Origin of the sequence: Photorhabdus hindustanensis (genome assembly GCF_002968995.1) — a bacterium.
Classification (GTDB): domain Bacteria; phylum Pseudomonadota; class Gammaproteobacteria; order Enterobacterales; family Enterobacteriaceae; genus Photorhabdus; species Photorhabdus akhurstii.
The window spans coordinates 22,190-41,545 of the sequence record NZ_PUWT01000041.1; the positions used below are offsets into that span (position 1 = coordinate 22,190).

Genomic DNA, 19,356 nt, shown 5'->3' on the forward strand with positions numbered 1-19,356 from the left:
TTTAGCGTCTCGATGATTGCGTTGCAGCAAGGGCATCTTCGAGAGGAACCTTACCAATATGTAGAGCTTGACCAAGAATTGCACCTTCGACACCGATAGTGGACAACTCTGCTAAAGCGCGAAGATCGTCTAGGCTTGATACTCCACCGCCGGCAATAACGGGTGATGACGTTTTCGCACAAACTTCCTGTAATAGCGTGAAGTTTGGCGAACTCATCATGCCTCCCCGCTCAACATCGGTGACGACGTAGCGTTGACAACCCTGTTTATCAAGGCGCTCAAGAACATCCCAGAGATTGCCCTTGCTGACATTCCATCCATGCGTTGCCAGTTGATAACCTTCTGATGTGCTTTTTACATCCAGAGCGATGGCAATCTTATCGCCATATTCGGCAATGGCTCGGGCACACCAATCGGGATTTTCTAATGCTGCGGTTCCCAAATTAACTCGTTGGCATCCAGTTGCTAATACTTTGCGCAAGATGGTTTCGTCTCTGATTCCGCCGCAGACCTGTACGTTAATGTCGACCGCAGCTAGAACATCAGCAATAAGATGGCTGTTTGAGCCACGTCCTGATGCAGCATCAAGATCAACAACATGTATCCATTTTGCTCCGGCATTTTGCCAGGCGAGCGCTACTTCGGCCGGAGTGCCTAAAGGTCGCCGTAATGTTGGGCTTTCACCACGGGTTAATCGAATGGCGGAATTTGATGTCATTGCTATTCCGTCAACAATATCTACAGAGGGAAATATCTCGAATGTTTCCTTACTTATCATTGAATGCATCCTAATTAATTATTTAAAAATTAATAACCATTGTGACTAATGCAATTACAGCTTGTAATATAATGAACAAATATGTCTTTTATTTCTTCAAGAATAAACAGATATAAATAATAAACCTATTAATTTAATGAACTCAATAACCGTTCACTGATTCATAATAGTGGAAAGAAAAAATTTCTCAATACGGTTATTAGCTAAATATAGCAATTTGGATAACTTTGTTCAGTTAGTAAATCTTATATTTACTTAAGAAGAGTTAATTTGGTAATAGATAAACAGCGATTCAGCTTAAATATATAAAAAGTGAATTCTGCTAATGTCGTCAGGAATAGTTTAATTTTATTTATCTAATATTTTAATTGTCTAAAATAATATAGATCTATTTTTTTGATTAATTTATTCAATATATGCTGATTTATATTAAATAACTGCATTTAAAAATTTTTTATTTTGGTTGTTATTTATGGTTATGGTGAAGATATAATTTCAGCTAATTGATAATAGTAACGACAATCAATATATAATTACATGCAATTTATTCTGAATAATTATTTGTTTATATTATATAAGTATATTTCATCGAGGATTTCTATAAATATTTTTTATTGTCAATAATGATAATTATTATAGCAATATAGTTTCATTGTGAGTTATATGGCTACATATTATCAATTCTATTGATTGTAATATCCGAAATAGAGAACTTCGCTGATTGGCAATGTAATACTCTTTAGATAAGGAGATTTGTTAGTGATTTTTATATATCATTCTAGGTATGGAATTATATTTCCACATTAATTGGAGAGATAATTAAGATTAAATAATTAAGACATCGTATTGCCGAATAAACGCAACCTGTTGTCAGGCTGCGTTCCGATTGAACACTAAGGATTCGTCTTATCTTGTTTCGCTTTCTGACGGATTTCTCTGTACCAGCGAGGATGATGTTTCTTCGCCCAGCCACGGGTTACCCAACCTTCGACCATTGCCCGAATAGAGCCTTTTACCCAAAATGCGGCATAGACATGTATCATAATCAGCAGGATCAGGCCAATTCCAGCCAGAGAGTGCGCCAGAAGCGCAAGTCGGATCAGGGGGATAGAGAAGAAATCGGCAAAATAGGGGCGCCAGATAATCACACCACTGATAGCCAATAAAATCAGGCAACCACTGATAGACCAGTAAATTCCTTTTTGACCCAAATTGTATTGGCCGATATCGCCAGCCTCCTCATTTCTGATGATTTTATGGATGTTTTTTAGCCAAACAAGATCTTCTTTGTCGATAAAGTTATGTTTGAAATATCTGAAAAACATAAAGATAAATAAGAAAAACATGGCTGAACCAAGAAATGGGTGCAGTATCCGTGCTAACTGTGGTGTACCGAATATATTCATCAGCCAGTTAAAAGAGGGAAAAAAGAATCCTAATCCGCTGATGCCGGTAAATAGAAAGCAGAGGACGACTGACCAGTGATTTATTCGTTCAATCGGTGAGTAGCGGAGAATCGTATCTTTCTTCTTCATGACAGTTTCTCCTCGTTTGTGGATTGTTCAGCCATTTCATCATCTTGTCTGGCATGCTCTTCGTCTTGTTCGTTGGTTCGATTTGGACCAATGCCGACATAATGGAAAATACTGGCGGCGAATGTTGCAGCGAAACCCACGGCGGCTAGCGGCTTCCAGATGCCTTTCCAGAAGGTCACGGTTGAGCTGATGGTTGGATTATCAGGCAGACCATGATAAAGCTGAGGTTTGTCTGCATGATGCAAAACATACATCACATGAGTTCCCCCAACCCCTTGCGGATCGTATAAACCCGCGTTCTGATAACCGCGACCTTTGAGTTCCGTTACCCGTTCGGAGGCCAAATTTTTCATGTCCTCTTTGGTGCCGAAATGAATGGCGCCGGTCGGACAAGTTTTTACACAGGCGGGTTCCTGGCCGACGCCAACGCGGTCAACACACAGAGTACATTTATATGCCCGATTGTCCTCTTTATTGATCCTTGGCACATTGAACGGACAACCCGCGATACAGTAACCACAGCCGATACAGTGCTCTGACTGGAAATCCACAATGCCATTGGCATACTGAATAATCGCACCTGTTGAGGGACACGCTTTCAGACAGCCCGGGTCAGCACAGTGCATACAACCATCTTTACGGATAAGCCACTCCAGCTTGCCGTGCTCTTCTACTTCGGAGAAGCGCATCACGGTCCATGATTTAGCCGTCAGATCGGTGGGATTGTCATAAACACCAACATTAAAGCCTACTTCGTCGCGAATATCGTTCCATTCTGAACAGGCTACCTGACAGGCTTTACAGCCAATACAGGTGGTAACGTCGATCAGTTTTGCCACTTCTTCTTGATGATCACGGGCACGTGGTGCCGGGGTAAAGGAATGCGTGGCGGATTGACGAATAATATCTTGAGATTGCATTGCCATAATTCGCTCCTGTTACACCTTTTCGATGTTGACCAAAAATGCCTTGTATTCCGGTGTATGCGCGTTGGCGTCACCGACGGAAGGTGTGAGAGTATTTGCCAGAAAGCCTTTCCGGGTTACTCCGGCAAAACCCCAGTGACAAGGAATACCAACAGTTTCAACTTGCTTACCGTTGATGGTCAGTTGCTGAATTCGTTTGGTGACAACCGCTTTGGCTTTGATAAAACCGCGTTTGGAAGACACTTTGACTTCATCACCCTGAACAATGCCTTTTTCTGCCGCCAACTTTTCACCGATTTCAATAAATTGTTCGGGCTGAACGACGGCGTTAAGTTGGGCATGTTTTGTCCAGTGACGAAACAGCTCAGTGATGGAATAGGTCGTTGCGACATAAGGGAATTCGTTGGCTTCTCCCATATAAGCAACGTCAGAACTAAAGATCCGCGCAACTGGGTTGGAGATAACATTCGGATGAAGTGGATTGGTGCCGATCGGTGATTCAATCGGTTCATAATGCTCAGGGAATGGCCCATCAGCCATTTTATCGATGGAAAACAGGCGGGCTACCCCCTCTGGTTGCATGATGAACGGCCCGACGTGGCTTCCCGGTTCAGCATTGTTGTAATCAACAACATCAAAGCCATGCCATCTATTGCCATCCCATTTAATCAGTTCACGATTTGGGTCCCACGGTTTGCCTTGTGGATCAACCGAAGCACGGTTATAGAGTACTCTGCGGTTTTGCGGCCATGCCCACGCCCAACCCGGCGTACAGCCCAGACCGGATGGATCGGCGTTATCGCGGCGCGCCATCTGATTGCCTTGTTCGGTCCAACAACCGCTGTAGATCCAGCATAAGCTGAATGTGGAACCATCATCTTTTAGTTGAGAGAAGCTGGAAAGTTGCTGCCCTTTTTTCAGAATGATATTGCCGTCTTCATCTTTAATATCAGTTAATGCTTTACCATTGGCTTCACGGGCAACTTCTTCCGGTGTCGGATCTTCCGGGTTTTGATAATCCCATGACAGATTCATAATAGGCTCCGCGTAAGCACCACCTTCTTCACGATAAAGTTTGCGCAGACGTTGCAGCAATTTGCCAAGAATTTTACCGTCATGCAGCGCTTCTCCCGGCGGCTGTGCGCCAGCCCAGTGCCATTGCAGCCAACGGCCTGAATTAACGATCGATCCATTTTCTTCGGCAAAGCAGGAGGAGGGCAGGCGAAAAACTTCAGTTTGAATATCAGCCGGATTGACATCATTCATCTCGCCGTGGTTTTGCCAGAAGTTGGAAGATTCCGTGATCAACGGGTCGATCACCACCAGATATTTTAATTTAGCCAGTGCTCTGCTGGATTTATTTTTATCCGGGAATGCCGCTAATGGGTTAAAACCCTGAACGATGTAGCCGTTCATTTTGCCTTGAGTCATTAACTCAGCTTGCGCCATGATATCGTAGCTTTTATCCCATTTGGGCAGCCAATCGTAACCCCAGTCATTTTCTGCGGTAGCGTGTTCGCCCCAGAAACCTTTTAATAAGCTGATAAAGAAATTTGGCGTGTTTTTCCAGTAGTTCACCTGATTGGGAACCAAGGTTTTTGGTGTTGTTTGCGCCAGATAAGTTGCCAGATTCTCTTGTTTCTCATTTGGCAGAGGCAGATAGCCGGGCAGATTCAGTGACAGCAAACCAAGATCACTGTAACCCTGAATATTCGAGTGACCGCGCAATGCGTTAACTCCACCGCCCGGCATGCCTACGTTTCCTAACAGTAACTGAACCATTGCCGCGGCGCGGATAATTTGAGCGCCGCCGGTGTGGTGAGTCCAACCCAGTGCGTAGAGAATAGTTGCGGTACGATGGGTTACGGCGGTAGTTGCCAGTTGGGAACAGATATGGAGGAAATCGGCTTTTGACGTGCCACACAAATTGGAAACTTGTTCAGGGGTATAGCGTTCAACGTGATTTTTCAGTAGGTTCCAGACACAGCGTGGGTGAGATAGCGTGTCATCCCGTTTGGCATACCCCTGTTCATCGGTTTCGTAATGCCATGAGGATTTATCATAGCTCTTGGTATCTGGATCAAAGCCACTGAATAGGCCATCTACAAACTGATAATCTTCTCGAACAATCAAACAGGCATTGGTGTAAGCCTTAACATATTCGAATTGGATTTTGTTGTTGAACATCAGATATCGGATCACGCCCAGTAAGAACGCGGTATCTGAACCGGCACGAATCGGCGCATAGAAATCGGCTACAGCAGCACTGCGATTGAAGCGTGGATCAACCACAATCACTTGAGCGTTGTTCTTAATTTTTGCTTCAATAACCCACTTGAAACCGACTGGGTGTGCTTCAGCGGCGTTTCCCCCCATGATTAGAACAACGTTAGCGTTTTTGATATCTACCCAGTTATTGGTCATGGCGCCTCGGCCAAACGTTGGCGCCAAAGCGGAGACCGTTGGGCCGTGGCAAAGGCGCGCCTGACAATCGATAGCGATCATGCCTAGCGCGCGGATGAATTTCTGGTCGAGAATACCGGTTTCATTACTGGCTGCGGAGGAGCAGAGCATACCCGTTGTTAGCCAGCGGTTAACGGTGACGTTGTTTTCATTCTTCTCAACAAAGTTGGCGTCACGGTCATCTTTCATCAAACGGGCAATGCGTTCAATCGCTTCATTCCAACTGATGCGTTGCCATTTATCCGAACCAGGAGCTCGGTATTCGGGGTAATGAAGGCGGTTTTTACTGCGAATATAATCAAGTACTCCGGCTCCTTTCGGACATAACGAGCCTCGACTGACTGGGTGATCGGGATCACCTTCGATATGAAAAATGTTCTCTTTGGCATTTTTTGCACCATCACCCAGGCTGTACATTAAAATGCCACAGCCAACGGAACAATAGGTGCAGTTATTACGAATTTCACGCGAGCGCAGTAGTTTGTACTGACGAGTTTCAGCCAGCGCAACGGATGGAGCAAATCCTAGCGCGGCGGCTGTTGTTCCCGCCATACCTCCCGCGCAGATCTTGAAGAAAGCTCTTCTGCTGACCTGCATCGGTCTTCTCCTTATTTTTTGAATGACGACATTGCTTTACTTTTGATGCAATAACACGTTGAGGAATCAAGCGAAATTGCCTTCATAGCCCGGCTCGTTTGTCAATCAAAACACTCCTGGGTATCAAGGAGAACCCACTGCATTGATGAGTTGTAAACTACCTGAGGTTATTAGCCAATAATAGCACCAGTCAGTTTCTGAGAAACCTCTTATATAAATTGACAAGAGGCGCCCGTTGGGAATGGGGCCTCTTATTGTGGGAGTTTAGCAGGAAAATAAATGATTTTAGGGCAGCTGGTGGAATGGTTATTTTAGCTATCCGCAATTGTGATAATTAAATATCGAGTCGTTTAGTTTGCCATTTTTTTGATTTCCAACGCCAGATGTTAGTCAGCCCACGCAGCCATTCATCACAGAAGAAACCGATCCAAATACCTAAAATGCCCATTTCCATTTTGATCCCCAAAAAGTATCCCACTGGAATAGCAATACACCACATAAAGAATATTGCCGCATATAGTGGGAAACGGGCATCGCCGGAAGCGCGTAATGCGTTCACCATAACGATATTTGCGGTACGGATTGGCTCCAGAAAAACGGACAGCAAGAATAGCGGTAACAACAGCTTGATAATGGCTTCATCTTGCGTCAGGAAATGCAGAATCGGCATTCTGAACAGCCAGAAAGCGGCGACCACGCCAATAGTGACGATACAGCCAATTTTCAGACTATTAAGGCCACGAATATAAGCATCTTCAAACCGCTTAGCGCCGACCAGATGGCCGACCATAATTTCGTTGCCAATGCTGACAGAAATGCCAAACAACATCACAAACAGCGATAGCTGGAAATAGAGAGTTTGTGCTGCCAATGGAATTTCACCCATTAATCCGATGAATGCTATGGCTGCCATATATTGCAGTATCCATACCAAGTTTTCCCCTGCCGCGGGTAAACCGATATATAAGATCTTGCCCAACATACTTTTTGACCAGCGCAGGAAACCGGCCAGCGTAAATTTGATCCGCAGGCCATAACTGAGCAGGCAGAATAGTAGGATCACGGCAACAATCCGGCCAAAGACCGTAGACCAGGCAACCCCTTCCAGACCATATTGAGGTAATCCGAAGAAGCCATATAGGACGATCATATTACCTAGTACTGTCAGCAAGTTAGCAATCAAAGTAACATACATTGCCGCTTTCGATTTCCCATAAACCCGCAGACAAGCAGCCAGAATAATCGAAATAGCTTCGGGGATCAGACAGATGCCGAGGATATGCAGATAGTTAAAGCCATCTTCCATCAGATGTTCCGGCATGTTCATGATCTGCAAGAGCTTATAGCCGAAGAAGATAGTAATCAGTGCACAGCTAAACCCAAGCAAGAAGTTGAATGCAATAGAAATATGGATCGCCTGGCTGGCTTTATCCCGTTTTCCAGCGCCAATATATTGAGCAATGACAACACTGCATCCAACACTGATAAAGTTGAAGATAGTGATAAACAGATCAAATACCTGATTACCTACAGCCATAGCAGCCAGATAAGAAGTAGAAACATGGCTCACCATATAAGTGTTAATTAATAAAGTGGCCAGATGAAGGAGAATATCAATAAAAATCGGCCAGCTTAATGAAAAGAGCGAACGCTCAGTAACATCAGTTTGATGCATTTGAAAAACCTGCTTATTGAAAAAGGTAAATGAATTATTTCTTGAGATGCCGCGTACTCAGGAAATATCTAAACATTGTACATGGTTTATTTATCCGTTAACAGAGATGAAATAAAGAAAGATAAAAAAATGAATTCTGTAATTGGATTTGTTGTGCCTGAACAACTCTTTGTGGTGCGAATTAAATAACGAACAACGAGCATCATAAGGGGAATGATTAGCAGTAAATATCAGCGTTGCTATTTGCCAGATATGTTAGCGAAATTGATAAATTTTTGCCGAATATGTTGTACAGGGTGGATGTGGAATCTGAGAACCAAATGGTTTTGTCATTGTCGAATAAGGTTGCTAAATTTAGCACCTATTTTTTCCGCTGTGGATGCATATACTGTGGCTAAAGCATTATTAATACATTTAGTGAGTATAGTGTATTTGTTGTGAGGAAATGTAGATCAAAAAGTAAATGAATTTGATTGTAAATAATTAAGATATTTAAATGATTGCTTGAATTGGTAAAAAATTTAAACGCCAATTTTTAAAAATATTTTATATAGTTTCTTTAACTTATTATTAGTATTTGTGAGATATCAACTGTGTAGTTATGGATATCTTAACATGCTTATTAAATCATTAGATAACTTTATTCAAATATTGTTTATAGTTTAATGTTGATGAATAATTTTATTGGGTGATGAGATTTTTATAATCTGATTGTTCAATTTTTTTCGATAACTTAAATGATTTATCAACAAAGTGATAAAAAAATTTTTTCGGTTAAATTTTGCTCTATAATTAATTCAAAGGAGTCGAATATAAGGAAATGAAAATATACCATTCAGCGAGGTGATATGATGATAAATAGATTGCAACACCAGTTACTTTGGGCCCTTTTAACGTTAACTTTCTTTTCTGCTTTTTCTACATCTATCCATGCTTGTGTATTGTATCCGCATTTTCCTATATGTGCGGCAAAATGCGTTATTTTTTCATCTCATACTGCAACATGTATTATCGGTTCTCAAGCTCCTGATCATTTAACTTCTGATTATCCAATGCCTATTGTATCTGAAAAAAGTCGTTAATCGAAAGTAGAATTCTATTGATATTCAGTTATCATAATTATTGTGTTGTGCGGAATTCTGCTTATGTTTTTTCCTATTTTCCGCCCTTTAATAAAGGGCGGGTTTTTATTAAATAGAGTAAATTGGAGGGCATATTTCAGCTATTAAAGTTATTGACTAAGGCTATTTAAATTAATACGCCATTATATTTTCTATGAATTGGCTGAAACGTAGTAAATAGCCATCAGGATCTTGCACAAGAAATTCTCGTTGACATGCAATGACTTCATCAATACGGTAATGATTATCTTTAACCTCTCGATAAAGTTTGATGTTATTAGCTTTTAAGTTGTGCAGTAAAGGCGCTAAATCATCAACTTCAATCTGAAAATTCACCCCCCTCCCAAGAGGATAATGTAATGAGGCTGTGTTCCAGCCATCATCATGTAACACTTCAAGCATAAGTTGTGCTTCACCAAGTGCTAAGTATGCAAAATCTGGATTATCTCGTCGAATAAGCAACTGGAAGCCGAGAATTCTTTGATAAAAATCCAGAGATAGAGAGAAGTCAGTAACAGTGAGTTCTGGAACCATTCGATTCCAATAGGGTTTATCTTGTTCCATATGTTATCCTATATTCAACAATATCTATTTTATTATATGAAAATAGATTAATTTTACCCAGAATGAAAATATTATAGTCTAATGAATTAAATAGTAATAGGTCTAATAAAGCTATTTTTTATTCCTGAGAAATCTTAGTAAATAATGCTATTAATTCTTACGTTATTTAACTTGGTTTTTTAAGCTCTTATGGGATGGTTTACTGTGTTAGTAATTGACTTAATTGATGGTGCTTAATTGCATTGTTATATTTATTAAACTAAATTTATTATCTGTTTTTCTTGTTGATTTATATGATTCATTAAGTTGAATTCATATGTAAAATTATATTTATGATATTTTTATTTTTGTGGAATTGGTCACGGATAATTTAAATATTATCTATATCTTAATAGTTGATTTTAATCAGGGAATAAATGCATTTTATGATTTCTATATTTTTACGTTATTATTTTATTTGTTCTTGTAATATGCAAGCATGGTTTAATGTCGATCACCGTATTTCTCATTTTTTCCCTGATTAGCTGTTCTGGTTATATTTAAAAATTAAATATTGTAATCACTACATTATTCTGGCGTATTTCTGGCTGTTCTTGGAAATTTGTCTGAATTATGCGGTATAGCCAACTATTGGATAAAAAAATATATATGAAACGTATTCCAGAACCTTTCCGTATTAAAATGGTAGAAAATATTCGCATGACTACCCGTGCCGAACGTGAAAAAGCGTTAGAAGAAGCCGGGTATAATCCATTCTTATTATCCAGTGACGCAGTTTATATTGACTTGCTGACAGATTCCGGCACTGGGGCAATGAGTGATCGCCAGTGGGCGGGGATGATGATGGGGGATGAAGCTTATGCAGGTTCCCGTAACTATTATCATCTATGTGATAAAGTTAATGAATTAATTGGTTATCAATATACTATTCCAACGCATCAAGGGCGCGGCGCAGAACAGATTTTATTTCCGACATTAATTGCCCGTAAAAAAGCGCAAGGTGGTGCAAAGCATCCGGTCTTTATTTCTAATTTCCATTTTGATACGACAGCGGCTCATGTTGAATTAAATGGCGCGAAAGCGATTAATGTCGTCACATCAAAAGCCTTTGATACAACCACTTATTATGATTGGAAAGGCGATTTTGATATTGATGAATTGAAAAAAACGATAGCAGAACATGGCGATGATAATGTTGTCGCGATTATTACAACTGTTACCTGTAATAGTTCCGGTGGTCAGCCTATCTCTATCGCTAATATGAAAGCCGTGTATGAGATTGCAAAGCAATATGATATTCCTGTGGTGATTGATTCAGCTCGTTTCTGTGAAAATGCTTGGTTTATTAAGCAAAGAGAAAAGGGGTACGAAAATAAATCCGTTAAACAGATCGTTAAAGAGATGTATCAATATGGCGATATGTTAACAATGTCGGCTAAAAAAGATCCTTTGGTCAATATTGGCGGTCTTTGCTGTTTCCGTGATGATGAAGATCTCTTTAATGAAGTGCGTACCCGTTGTGTGCCAATGGAAGGGTTTGTCACTTATGGCGGTCTTGCCGGGCGCGATATGGCGGCATTGGCAATTGGTCTTGAAGAGGGGATGAATGAAGATTATCTGGCATATCGTATTAATCAGGTGGCTTATTTAGGTGACAGATTAAGAGAAGCAGGTATTCCTATTCAATATCCAACCGGTGGTCATGCTGTATTTGTTGATGCTAAATTATTATTACCACATATTCCCGGAGAACAGTTCCCGGCTCATGCACTGAATAATGAATTATATTTGGAGGCAGGAATAAGAAGTGTGGAAATTGGCTCTTTGTTATTAGGTCGTGATCCGGAAACAGGAAAACAGAAACCATCACCAATGGAACTTTTGCGATTAACTATTCCTCGTCGTGTTTATACTAATGATCATATGGATTATGTTGTAGAAGCCTTTATTTCCTTGAAGGAGCGATTTTCTCAGATTAAAGGATTAACTTTTACTTATGAACCATCCGTATTACGTCATTTCGTTGCAAGATTAAAACCAATTAAATAATAATAAATATCGGGATGCTTCTTGTTTAAGGGCATCCCCAATTTTACTGCTTACTATATAAAGTAAAGCCACGCTAGGGTAACGCATATGGCTACTTCGTCGATAGAAAAATCGTCTCCATCTTTATTTGGCGGCGCCATGATTATTGGTGGAACGATTATTGGTGCTGGCATGTTTTCTTTACCGGTTGTCATGTCAGGAGCATGGTTTTTCTGGTCAATTGCCGCTTTGATTTTTACTTGGTTTTGCATGTTGCATTCAGGGTTAATGATATTGGAAGCCAATCTTAATTATCGAATTGGTTCAAGTTTCAGTACCATCACGAAAGATCTGTTGGGCAATGGTTGGAATATCATTAATGGTATTACCCTTGCTTTTGTTTTATATATACTGACCTACGCTTATATTTCCGCTAGCGGCTCGATTATTCAACATGCTATGCGGGAGGTATCGATAGATTTTTCGCCTGGGTTTGGTGGTTTTTTATTTGCTTTTGTTGTGGCGTTTATTGTCTGGTTAAGTACTAAAACTGTCAGCCGGATAGCATCGATTATTCTTGGCGCTAAGGTATTAACTTTCTTTATGACGTTTGGCGGTTTGATTTATAACGTTAAACCCGCAGTATTATTTAATACAACTGAAGTTAATCCAACGTACTGGCCTTATGTATTAATGACTTTACCTTTCTGTCTGGTTTCCTTTGGATATCATGGTAATGTTCCTAGCCTAATGAAATATTATGGAAAAGAGCCAGAGAAAATAAAGAAATGCCTGTTTATCGGTACATCGATGGCCTTGGTACTTTATTTGATCTGGTTGATTGGAACAATGGGCAATATTTCCCGACCTGATTTTGTCGAAATCGTAGCAAAAGGGGGCAATATTGATGTTTTGGTTCAATCATTAAGTGGAGGATTGAATAGTTCAGCTCTGGGCTTATTATTAACTCTCTTTTCTAACTTTGCGGTTGCCAGCTCATTTCTTGGCGTCACGCTTGGGTTGTTCGATTATCTGGCTGATCTGCTTAAATTTGATGATACCAAGTTGGGGCGCTTGAAAACGGCAGTGGTGACTTTTCTTCCGCCAATAGTTGGTGGAATGATTTACCCGAATGGCTTTATTCACGCGATAGGTTTTGCCGGCCTTGCTGCGACAGTTTGGGCGGCTATCGTTCCCGCACTACTTGCCAGAGCATCTCGTAAGCGATTTGGCAGCCCTATGTACAGGGTTTGGGGAGGTAATGTGATGCTCGGCTTGATTTTTCTATTTGGTGTACTGAATGCTGTCGCGCATATCTTATCAAATTTTAATCTATTGCCGGTTTATTCATAAAAAAACTCCTGCGGTGGGGGCCGCAGGAGCCTGGTGTTGACGGAAATAAGCTCCGAAAGGGAGAAAACAAAGCAGGTGTATTTATGTTTTAATTTAGTTTGTTAACTCCTAACATCTACAGCAAGGTTATTAACAGGAAGTTCTTATGGCTTCCCTTTAGAACACGAATAGTCAACCGCTTTAATTTCTTTTAGTACAACGTTCCAACAGACACGTCGTAAATTCGTCACTGATAGAACAATAGCATTAGAATGCCCTCTTTTGACAACTTTTTGCCTAGTCATTAATTAGTTGTATATAATCTTTCAGTGTCAGTGTTGTTTTTGCAACGGTATTAGCGCTGATGCCAAGCCATCATTTGCCGGTATTCGTTGATCACCTGTTGGCAAAAGTCAGGTGAATTCACATGATGAGGGCTTTTAATTAGTTGTCTATTTTCCGTTTCTATCAATGTAGCTTCAAAAGCCTGGATAAATGCTTGATTAGCGTCAGGATTCCAGAATGGCCCATCTTTAATATCCAGAGCGGAAAAACCACCTTCTGGAATAATAAATTTTACTTTTCCCTCGCACTGATTGAGTTTTTCAGCGATCCAAATTCCCATTTGCCGATTCTCTTCGGGTATGGTGCGCATTAATGTTACTTGCGAATTGTGACGGTAAAATTGCCTGTATTTGTAGCGTTCTGGGATAGTGCTCAGATGACCAAAGTTCACCATATCCAACGCTCCGCAAGAACCGATATAAGGTATTCGCGTGCGGGCTATTGCCCCCAGACGGTCAGTATCACAGGCAAGAACGCCACCAAACAGATAGTCACAGACTTCAGTGGTAGTGATATCCAGTAGACTGTGAAGCAAACGGCTTTCGGCTAGTTTTTCCATTGTTTTGCCACCGCTGCCGGTTGCGTGGAAAACCAGACAATCATACTGCTGTTCCAACTCTCTGGTTAATAACTGTATGCAAGGTGTCGTCACACCAAACATCGTCAGACCAATAGCCGGTTTATCTTCAATATTGCTCTCTTCATGAAAATAGACTGCCCCTGCGATTTGGTTGGCCGCGTTTTTTAACACTTGGCGAGAGATACGGTTAAGACCGGATACATCTGTGACCGAATAGAGCATAGATATATCGCTAACACCCACGTAGCCAGAAACATCACCGGAGGCCATAGTAGAAACCATAAGTTTTGGTATACCTACGGGTAAAGATTGCATTGCCGGCGTGATCAGTGCTGTACCGCAGGAACCTCCCAGACCTAGGATTGCTAAAACATCAGTTTGTTTTGATAAAAAGAGATTAAAAGCAACTGACATCGCGGAAATGGCTTTCCCCTTATCACCACAGAAAACGGCTTCTTTACCTCGAGGGTGATGCTCTGCTACTGTTTGGGCCGTAATATCGGCACCTCTTTCCAGTGAGCCAGATTGAGTAGTCAAATCCACAGTTCGAACAGCAAGGCCAGCTTTTTTGATCAGATCCCTGACGTAGAAAATTTCTGTGCGCTTGGTATCAAAAATAGTAGCGATATAAACATAGCCTTGGTTTTTTTTCATTATAATTATGAATACTTCCCTGGTGCTGACTACTCATTCATGGACAGATTATAGTCAAGATGAGACTCAAGTATCACTGTTATATTATCAAATTGAGACTGTCATCTCATTTTATCCATAAATAGGCTGAATCAATTTGATCGTTTTGTAGATAGTTGAGTAGAGTGATGATAGCGAAAAAATATTTTAACCATAAGTGTTAATGTAGCGATTTTTACTGTGAAAGAGTTGTGGGGGATGATGGACTCGAAGACGAAAACTCATTTTACCGGTACTCGGAAAAAAACTTATACATTGTTAATAAATGTGGCGTTGGAACTTTTTGAACAGAGGGCGATACCTTCGGTTTCTGAATTGGCAATGCATGCTGGTGTTTCCAGGGCAACGGCATATCGCTATTTTCCGACTCAAAGTGATTTAATTGATGCAATTGTTGGCGCTAGCCTTGGGCCGATTCTTACCTGGAAACCGGCCAGTGAAAAAACTGAGGAGCGGATTATTGAGTTGTTGAATTTTGCCTATCCTCGAATGTTTCAACATGAAGGCGCGTTACGAGCAGCTCTGTTAGTTTCCTTGCAGCAATGGGCTCAGGGACGTTTATCTGAGGATAAACAGGAAAAGAAATTGGTTCGTGGGCATCGTAAAGATATCCTGGCAATGGTTGTTGAGCCATTAAAAGGGCATTTTCCGCCGGATACTTTGGAAAATGTCATTCGTGCTTTTTCCCTGATTTATGGTTCTGAGGTCTTTCTGGTGATGAAAGACATTTGGCAGATGGATAATGAAGAAATTATTGAGATTACTAAATGGATGGCAAAAGCAATTATTAATCAGGCGCACAGAGATTCTGAATTATAGTTATTCTTGATAGATTTTCCTGGCGTAGATATTTTGTCTGCTATTTCGTATAACTTGCGGTTATTCCTATGAAAAATATCCCTGTTTATGATGATGTTATTGCCGCTGCCCGGCGTATAGAAGGTTATGCTTACCGTACGCCGGTTCTGACTTCCCGTACTGCTGATGAAATGACCGGCGCTAAGTTATTTTTTAAATGTGAAAATTATCAGCGAATGGGAGCATTTAAATTTCGTGGTGCTTTTAATGCGTTATCACAATTTAGTGACGAACAGCGCCGCAATGGGGTTGTGACTTATTCATCGGGTAATCATGCTCAGGCGATTTCATTGGCGGCTCGTATACTGAATATACCGGCGACAATCATTATGCCGTTCGATGCGCCTGCGGCTAAGGTAGCGGCAACCGAAGGTTATGGCGGTAAAATTGTTTTTTATGATCGTTATACGGACGATCGTGAACAAATTGGCCGGGAATTATCAGAAAGGCACGGGTTGACCTTAATTCCTCCTTATGATCATCCGCACGTTATTGCCGGGCAGGGAACCGCGGCAAAAGAGCTGTTTGAAGAGGTTGGGGGATTGGATGCGTTGTTTGTCTGTCTCGGTGGCGGAGGATTGCTTTCAGGGAGCGCGCTTGCTGCCCGCCATTTTTCTCCTGAATGTAAAATTTATGGTGTAGAGCCGGAAGCCGGTAATGACGCTCAACAATCATTTCGTCAGGGAAAAATTGTTCATATCGATACGCCTAGAACCATTGCTGATGGGGCGCAAACTCGACATCTTGGGCAATATACTTTCGACATTATTCGAAAAAATATTGATGATATCTTCACCGTTTCTGATGAGGAATTGGTGGAGACAATGCGTTTTTATGCGGAAAGAATGAAAATGATTGTCGAACCGACCGGATGTCTGAGTTTTGCCGCTGTACGCCAAATGAGTACGCAGTTGCAAGGACAGAGAGTTGGGATCATTGTCAGTGGCGGTAACGTGGATATTGAGCGTTATTGTGCTTTGCTGTCAAAACAACCTAAGACGTAATGAGCCATATAGAAGGGGGCTTTGATATTCACAAAACTTATAATGTGTGTTTTGTAGTGTAATTATTATTCTTTAGTTATTGATTTGTTATATTTAAATATTAATTGTAGGGATAATATTATATATTGGCCGCTACATATTTTATGTGAATATTTTCCTATGTTATATTCACATTGATACATGTTATATTAATCATATGCATCCTAATTAATTCTCAATCTATTTGGATGTATTGGATAATATATATTTTTTCTTCAACTTATGCCTAAGTTGGTAATAGAGAACAAATATAAATTATCCTGGTGATTAATTTCATATTATTGAACTAATATGATGGCGGTAGCTATTATCTAATACGCCTACCTTAATAACATGTTTTTCATAACTTCAAACATAGGTGATTATATGACTACAGAAAATAGTATTGTTAATGATTTTAGTGGGAAAACGAAGACTCTTGGATGGGATATTATTGCTGCCTATGATAGAACTAAAATAAATATGCTGTTTGAACAGCAATATGTAAGAAAGGTGAGTGAAGGTACACATTTTTCTCCTATTTGCTGGGAAAGTGGAAATAAAAAGATAAAATTTGATAATTTGACGTTGGGAGTGCCATTAATTTCCTTTGAAAATTCATCAATTGAAGATTCTCAGGCAACGGTAAAATTAAATTTTATTTCTGGTACGATAGTAGAACTTTATGATGATGGTAGAGTAAAGAATTATCAAAGAATTACACCGAATAATGATTACCATATGACGATAACCGTAAATTTGATTGCGGGAACAGGCTCTGTTGGTAATGATGGAAAAGTTGTTGTTGAGTTTAAAAAAGGAGATTTGAGTGTAGTCAATGTTATTGACGATGCGCCAGCAGAAGTAAAAGAGTTTTTCCGTAATTGGCTTAAAAATAATGATGTAACTTATGAGTTAGGTATTTTGAAGCTGGATAATACGGCTGGACTGGTTCCAAAAATGTTTAAAATTAGAACCCAACCTGCACCCGATGCTAATTTACGTAGTTCTGATAATTATGGTCATGGGGCGGTGTTGTTATTTATTGCAACACACTATAACCCTAACGGCGGAGTATTACCAACTAACTCAAGTAATTTTCCTTATTTGATACCGGATAATCGTTCTGCGATGCTAATTATCAGTAATAAGACACTTTTTGAGAATATTCTTAAACCGCAATATGAGAGTTTATTACCGAGTTCTACAGGAGTAGAATTAGAGCTGGTCAGTCTCAATAGTCAACAAAATGATTCAGCCAAATATTTGAATATAAAAAACGGATATTCTGAAAGTGATAAACCTGTACAATATGAAAAAGGATCTTATACAGTATGGACGGGATTGGTTAAATATAATGGTGCCACTAATATTTGGCCAGAGAAGGTGAAAATCCCTTATTCTGGAATGTATATTAAACCTGAGAGGGAAAAAATTATCTTTTCTGGAGTAAGTAATAATGGTCAATCTTATCATTTTGCTCAGCAAGTGGGTATTATGAAAGATGGCATACTTGGTTATTATGATAAATCGAAAATTGATTTCTATGTTGATGGATCGATAGATATTACACCTACAGTTATATCTAATGATGAAATTAAGTTGGAATCACATTATGGAATGGGTGTTAAATATGATGAACAAGGCCCATCTGGTTGGGGAAGTCTTATAGGCCCTGATTTTCAATCACAGTTTATTGATAAAACAGCGGAAATTGTTAAAGGCGCCGTTGAAACGGATTTAGCCAACGTATCTAAAATTAAGTTAAATAGTATAAGTCTATTTGCAGTTAATCACCTTCTGTTCCCTGAAAGCAATTATCTTGAGTTTGATAAGGTGTATGTGCCTGGGGATATGGTGCTATTTGGTGATATTTCTCCAACATCAACTGCTTTTAAAATCAATGATCTTCAATTAACTATGCCAGTGAAAACTAAGCATAAATTTACAACCAACACCAATGCAACGGTAAATTGGTCCATCACTCCAGCGGAATTGGGAAGTATTGATGCTAATACGGGAGATTATACGGCACCGTCTAAGATAAAAGGAAATAGTCAAATTGTGACAATTACTGCGACAGACTCAAGAACGAACGCTAAAGCTTCAGCGGTTGTCACTCTGTTGCCCTCTTCTGTATCGGTTAGTCCTTCTTTTGTTGTTATCAATGAGAATGATGTTAATAAGGAAGCCAATTTTACTGTTTATGGCAATAAGAAAGTGAATTGGAGTGTGGAAACGGGTACTGGCTATGGTGTTGTTGATGCGAATGGAAAATATACGCCTCCAGCTGCTTTCCCTGCCGGATATAATATGGTTACGGTGACGGCTGTTGCTGATAATGGCGATTTAGATAAAGTTAATATTTTGCTTATCAGTAAAAACACGAAAGGTGAGTTCAGGATTGATCCTAGCTATAATCAAGAGTTATTAACACCTGATGCCGTAATGAAGTTCTCTTCTGTCGGTAATGATTTGACTTCTCCAAGTGAATGGAGCCTCATGCCAGAAAGAGGAAATATTAAGGTAGGTGAACCAGAAGTTACAAAAGATGAGTTTGGTAATGACATCGAAAAGTATACTGCAACTTATACTGCACCAAATGATATTACTCGTTCGGAAATTGTTTTACTCAGAGTGACACATAAAAATAAACCCAATCGTGCGGGATATGCTCTGATTACACTTGAGCCGAAAATTAGTTGATAACTAACTGTTTTTAATAACCATCAGATGATGCAATAAACTTCTTATTCTTTATTGCATCTCTGTTCTCAAGCCTATTATCGTTTTTAGATAAAACACCCATCCATATATTTCCAATAAATAAAGGCAATCC

The 19,356-nt window shown here is 40.1% G+C and carries 13 protein-coding genes; 6 read left to right on the top strand and 7 right to left on the bottom strand.

Annotated elements, in window-relative coordinates; genetic code table 11:
- Position 1: 1 nt before the first annotated feature.
- The 6 genes from C6H66_RS15440 to C6H66_RS15465 all read right to left on the bottom strand — a co-directional run bounded on the left by C6H66_RS15440 (position 2) and on the right by C6H66_RS15465 (position 9,659).
- Positions 2–778 (bottom strand): HisA/HisF-related TIM barrel protein, encoded by a 777-nt coding sequence (locus tag C6H66_RS15440; RefSeq protein WP_105396039.1) that lies wholly within the window; start codon positions 776–778, stop codon positions 2–4.
- A gap of 893 nt (positions 779–1,671) precedes the next feature.
- Positions 1,672–2,313, bottom strand: a complete 642-nt coding sequence (gene fdoI / locus C6H66_RS15445) for a formate dehydrogenase cytochrome b556 subunit (protein WP_105396040.1) — start codon at positions 2,311–2,313, stop codon at positions 1,672–1,674.
- Positions 2,310–3,239 (bottom strand): formate dehydrogenase subunit beta, encoded by a 930-nt coding sequence (gene fdxH / locus C6H66_RS15450; protein ID WP_105396041.1) that lies wholly within the window; start codon positions 3,237–3,239, stop codon positions 2,310–2,312. Before fdxH ends, fdoI begins: the two co-directional genes overlap by 4 nt.
- Positions 3,240–3,251: 12 nt before the next feature.
- Positions 3,252–6,299, bottom strand: a complete 3,048-nt coding sequence (gene fdnG, locus C6H66_RS15455) for a formate dehydrogenase-N subunit alpha (RefSeq protein ID WP_105396042.1) — start codon at positions 6,297–6,299, stop codon at positions 3,252–3,254.
- Positions 6,300–6,633: 334 nt separating this feature from the next.
- Positions 6,634–7,974, bottom strand: coding sequence for an MATE family efflux transporter (locus tag C6H66_RS15460; RefSeq protein ID WP_036781683.1), 1,341 nt, complete (start codon positions 7,972–7,974; stop codon positions 6,634–6,636).
- Between the two features lie 1,253 nt (positions 7,975–9,227).
- Positions 9,228–9,659 carry a bleomycin resistance protein gene (locus tag C6H66_RS15465; protein WP_046396187.1) on the bottom strand — a complete coding sequence of 144 codons (432 nt, stop codon included), beginning with the start codon at positions 9,657–9,659 and terminating at the stop codon, positions 9,228–9,230.
- A gap of 425 nt (positions 9,660–10,084) precedes the next feature.
- Between C6H66_RS15465 and tnaC the strand changes: the two genes are divergently transcribed.
- The 3 genes from tnaC to mtr all read left to right on the top strand — a co-directional run bounded on the left by tnaC (position 10,085) and on the right by mtr (position 13,040).
- Positions 10,085–10,183, top strand: a complete 99-nt coding sequence (tnaC, locus tag C6H66_RS27690; RefSeq protein ID WP_181147885.1) for a tryptophanase leader peptide — start codon at positions 10,085–10,087, stop codon at positions 10,181–10,183.
- Between the two features lie 124 nt (positions 10,184–10,307).
- On the top strand, positions 10,308–11,708 hold the full coding sequence (gene tnaA / locus C6H66_RS15475) for a tryptophanase (RefSeq protein WP_105396056.1): 1,401 nt from the start codon (positions 10,308–10,310) through the stop codon (positions 11,706–11,708).
- Between the two features lie 87 nt (positions 11,709–11,795).
- A complete protein-coding gene (mtr, locus tag C6H66_RS15480; protein WP_105396043.1) occupies positions 11,796–13,040 on the top strand; it encodes a tryptophan permease in 1,245 nt (414 codons plus the stop codon).
- A 334-nt stretch (positions 13,041–13,374) separates the two neighbouring features.
- Here the strand turns inward: mtr and C6H66_RS15485 are convergent, their stop codons facing one another.
- Complete coding sequence (locus C6H66_RS15485; protein ID WP_105396044.1) at positions 13,375–14,598, bottom strand: Tm-1-like ATP-binding domain-containing protein; 1,224 nt, start codon at positions 14,596–14,598, stop codon at positions 13,375–13,377.
- Positions 14,599–14,835: 237 nt separating this feature from the next.
- Here C6H66_RS15485 and C6H66_RS15490 point away from each other — a divergent pair, with 237 nt between their 5' ends.
- From C6H66_RS15490 to C6H66_RS15500, 3 genes are all read left to right on the top strand, one after another.
- Entirely contained in the window at positions 14,836–15,456 is a 621-nt protein-coding gene (locus C6H66_RS15490; RefSeq protein ID WP_036808325.1) for a TetR/AcrR family transcriptional regulator, read from the top strand.
- Positions 15,457–15,524: 68 nt separating this feature from the next.
- Positions 15,525–16,499, top strand: coding sequence for a threo-3-hydroxy-L-aspartate ammonia-lyase (locus C6H66_RS15495; protein ID WP_105396045.1), 975 nt, complete (start codon positions 15,525–15,527; stop codon positions 16,497–16,499).
- Positions 16,500–16,904: 405 nt separating this feature from the next.
- Positions 16,905–19,223: a hypothetical protein gene (locus C6H66_RS15500; protein ID WP_105396046.1), complete on the top strand. Its 2,319-nt coding sequence runs from the start codon at positions 16,905–16,907 to the stop codon at positions 19,221–19,223.
- The last annotated feature ends 133 nt before the right edge of the window (positions 19,224–19,356 follow it).

What these genes read in the sequence shown, in the direction of transcription:
- C6H66_RS15440 (WP_105396039.1), bottom strand. Translation starts at nt 778, where the DNA reads ATGATAAGTAAGGAAACATTCGAGATATTTCCCTCTGTAGATATTGTT.
- fdoI (WP_105396040.1), bottom strand. Translation starts at nt 2,313, where the DNA reads ATGAAGAAGAAAGATACGATTCTCCGCTACTCACCGATTGAACGAATA.
- fdxH (WP_105396041.1), bottom strand. Translation starts at nt 3,239, where the DNA reads ATGGCAATGCAATCTCAAGATATTATTCGTCAATCCGCCACGCATTCC.
- fdnG (WP_105396042.1), bottom strand. Translation starts at nt 6,299, where the DNA reads ATGCAGGTCAGCAGAAGAGCTTTCTTCAAGATCTGCGCGGGAGGTATG.
- C6H66_RS15460 (WP_036781683.1), bottom strand. Translation starts at nt 7,974, where the DNA reads ATGCATCAAACTGATGTTACTGAGCGTTCGCTCTTTTCATTAAGCTGG.
- C6H66_RS15465 (WP_046396187.1), bottom strand. Translation starts at nt 9,659, where the DNA reads ATGGAACAAGATAAACCCTATTGGAATCGAATGGTTCCAGAACTCACT.
- tnaC (WP_181147885.1), top strand. Translation starts at nt 10,085, where the DNA reads ATGATTTCTATATTTTTACGTTATTATTTTATTTGTTCTTGTAATATG.
- tnaA (WP_105396056.1), top strand. Translation starts at nt 10,308, where the DNA reads ATGAAACGTATTCCAGAACCTTTCCGTATTAAAATGGTAGAAAATATT.
- mtr (WP_105396043.1), top strand. Translation starts at nt 11,796, where the DNA reads ATGGCTACTTCGTCGATAGAAAAATCGTCTCCATCTTTATTTGGCGGC.
- C6H66_RS15485 (WP_105396044.1), bottom strand. Translation starts at nt 14,598, where the DNA reads ATGAAAAAAAACCAAGGCTATGTTTATATCGCTACTATTTTTGATACC.
- C6H66_RS15490 (WP_036808325.1), top strand. Translation starts at nt 14,836, where the DNA reads ATGATGGACTCGAAGACGAAAACTCATTTTACCGGTACTCGGAAAAAA.
- C6H66_RS15495 (WP_105396045.1), top strand. Translation starts at nt 15,525, where the DNA reads ATGAAAAATATCCCTGTTTATGATGATGTTATTGCCGCTGCCCGGCGT.
- C6H66_RS15500 (WP_105396046.1), top strand. Translation starts at nt 16,905, where the DNA reads ATGACTACAGAAAATAGTATTGTTAATGATTTTAGTGGGAAAACGAAG.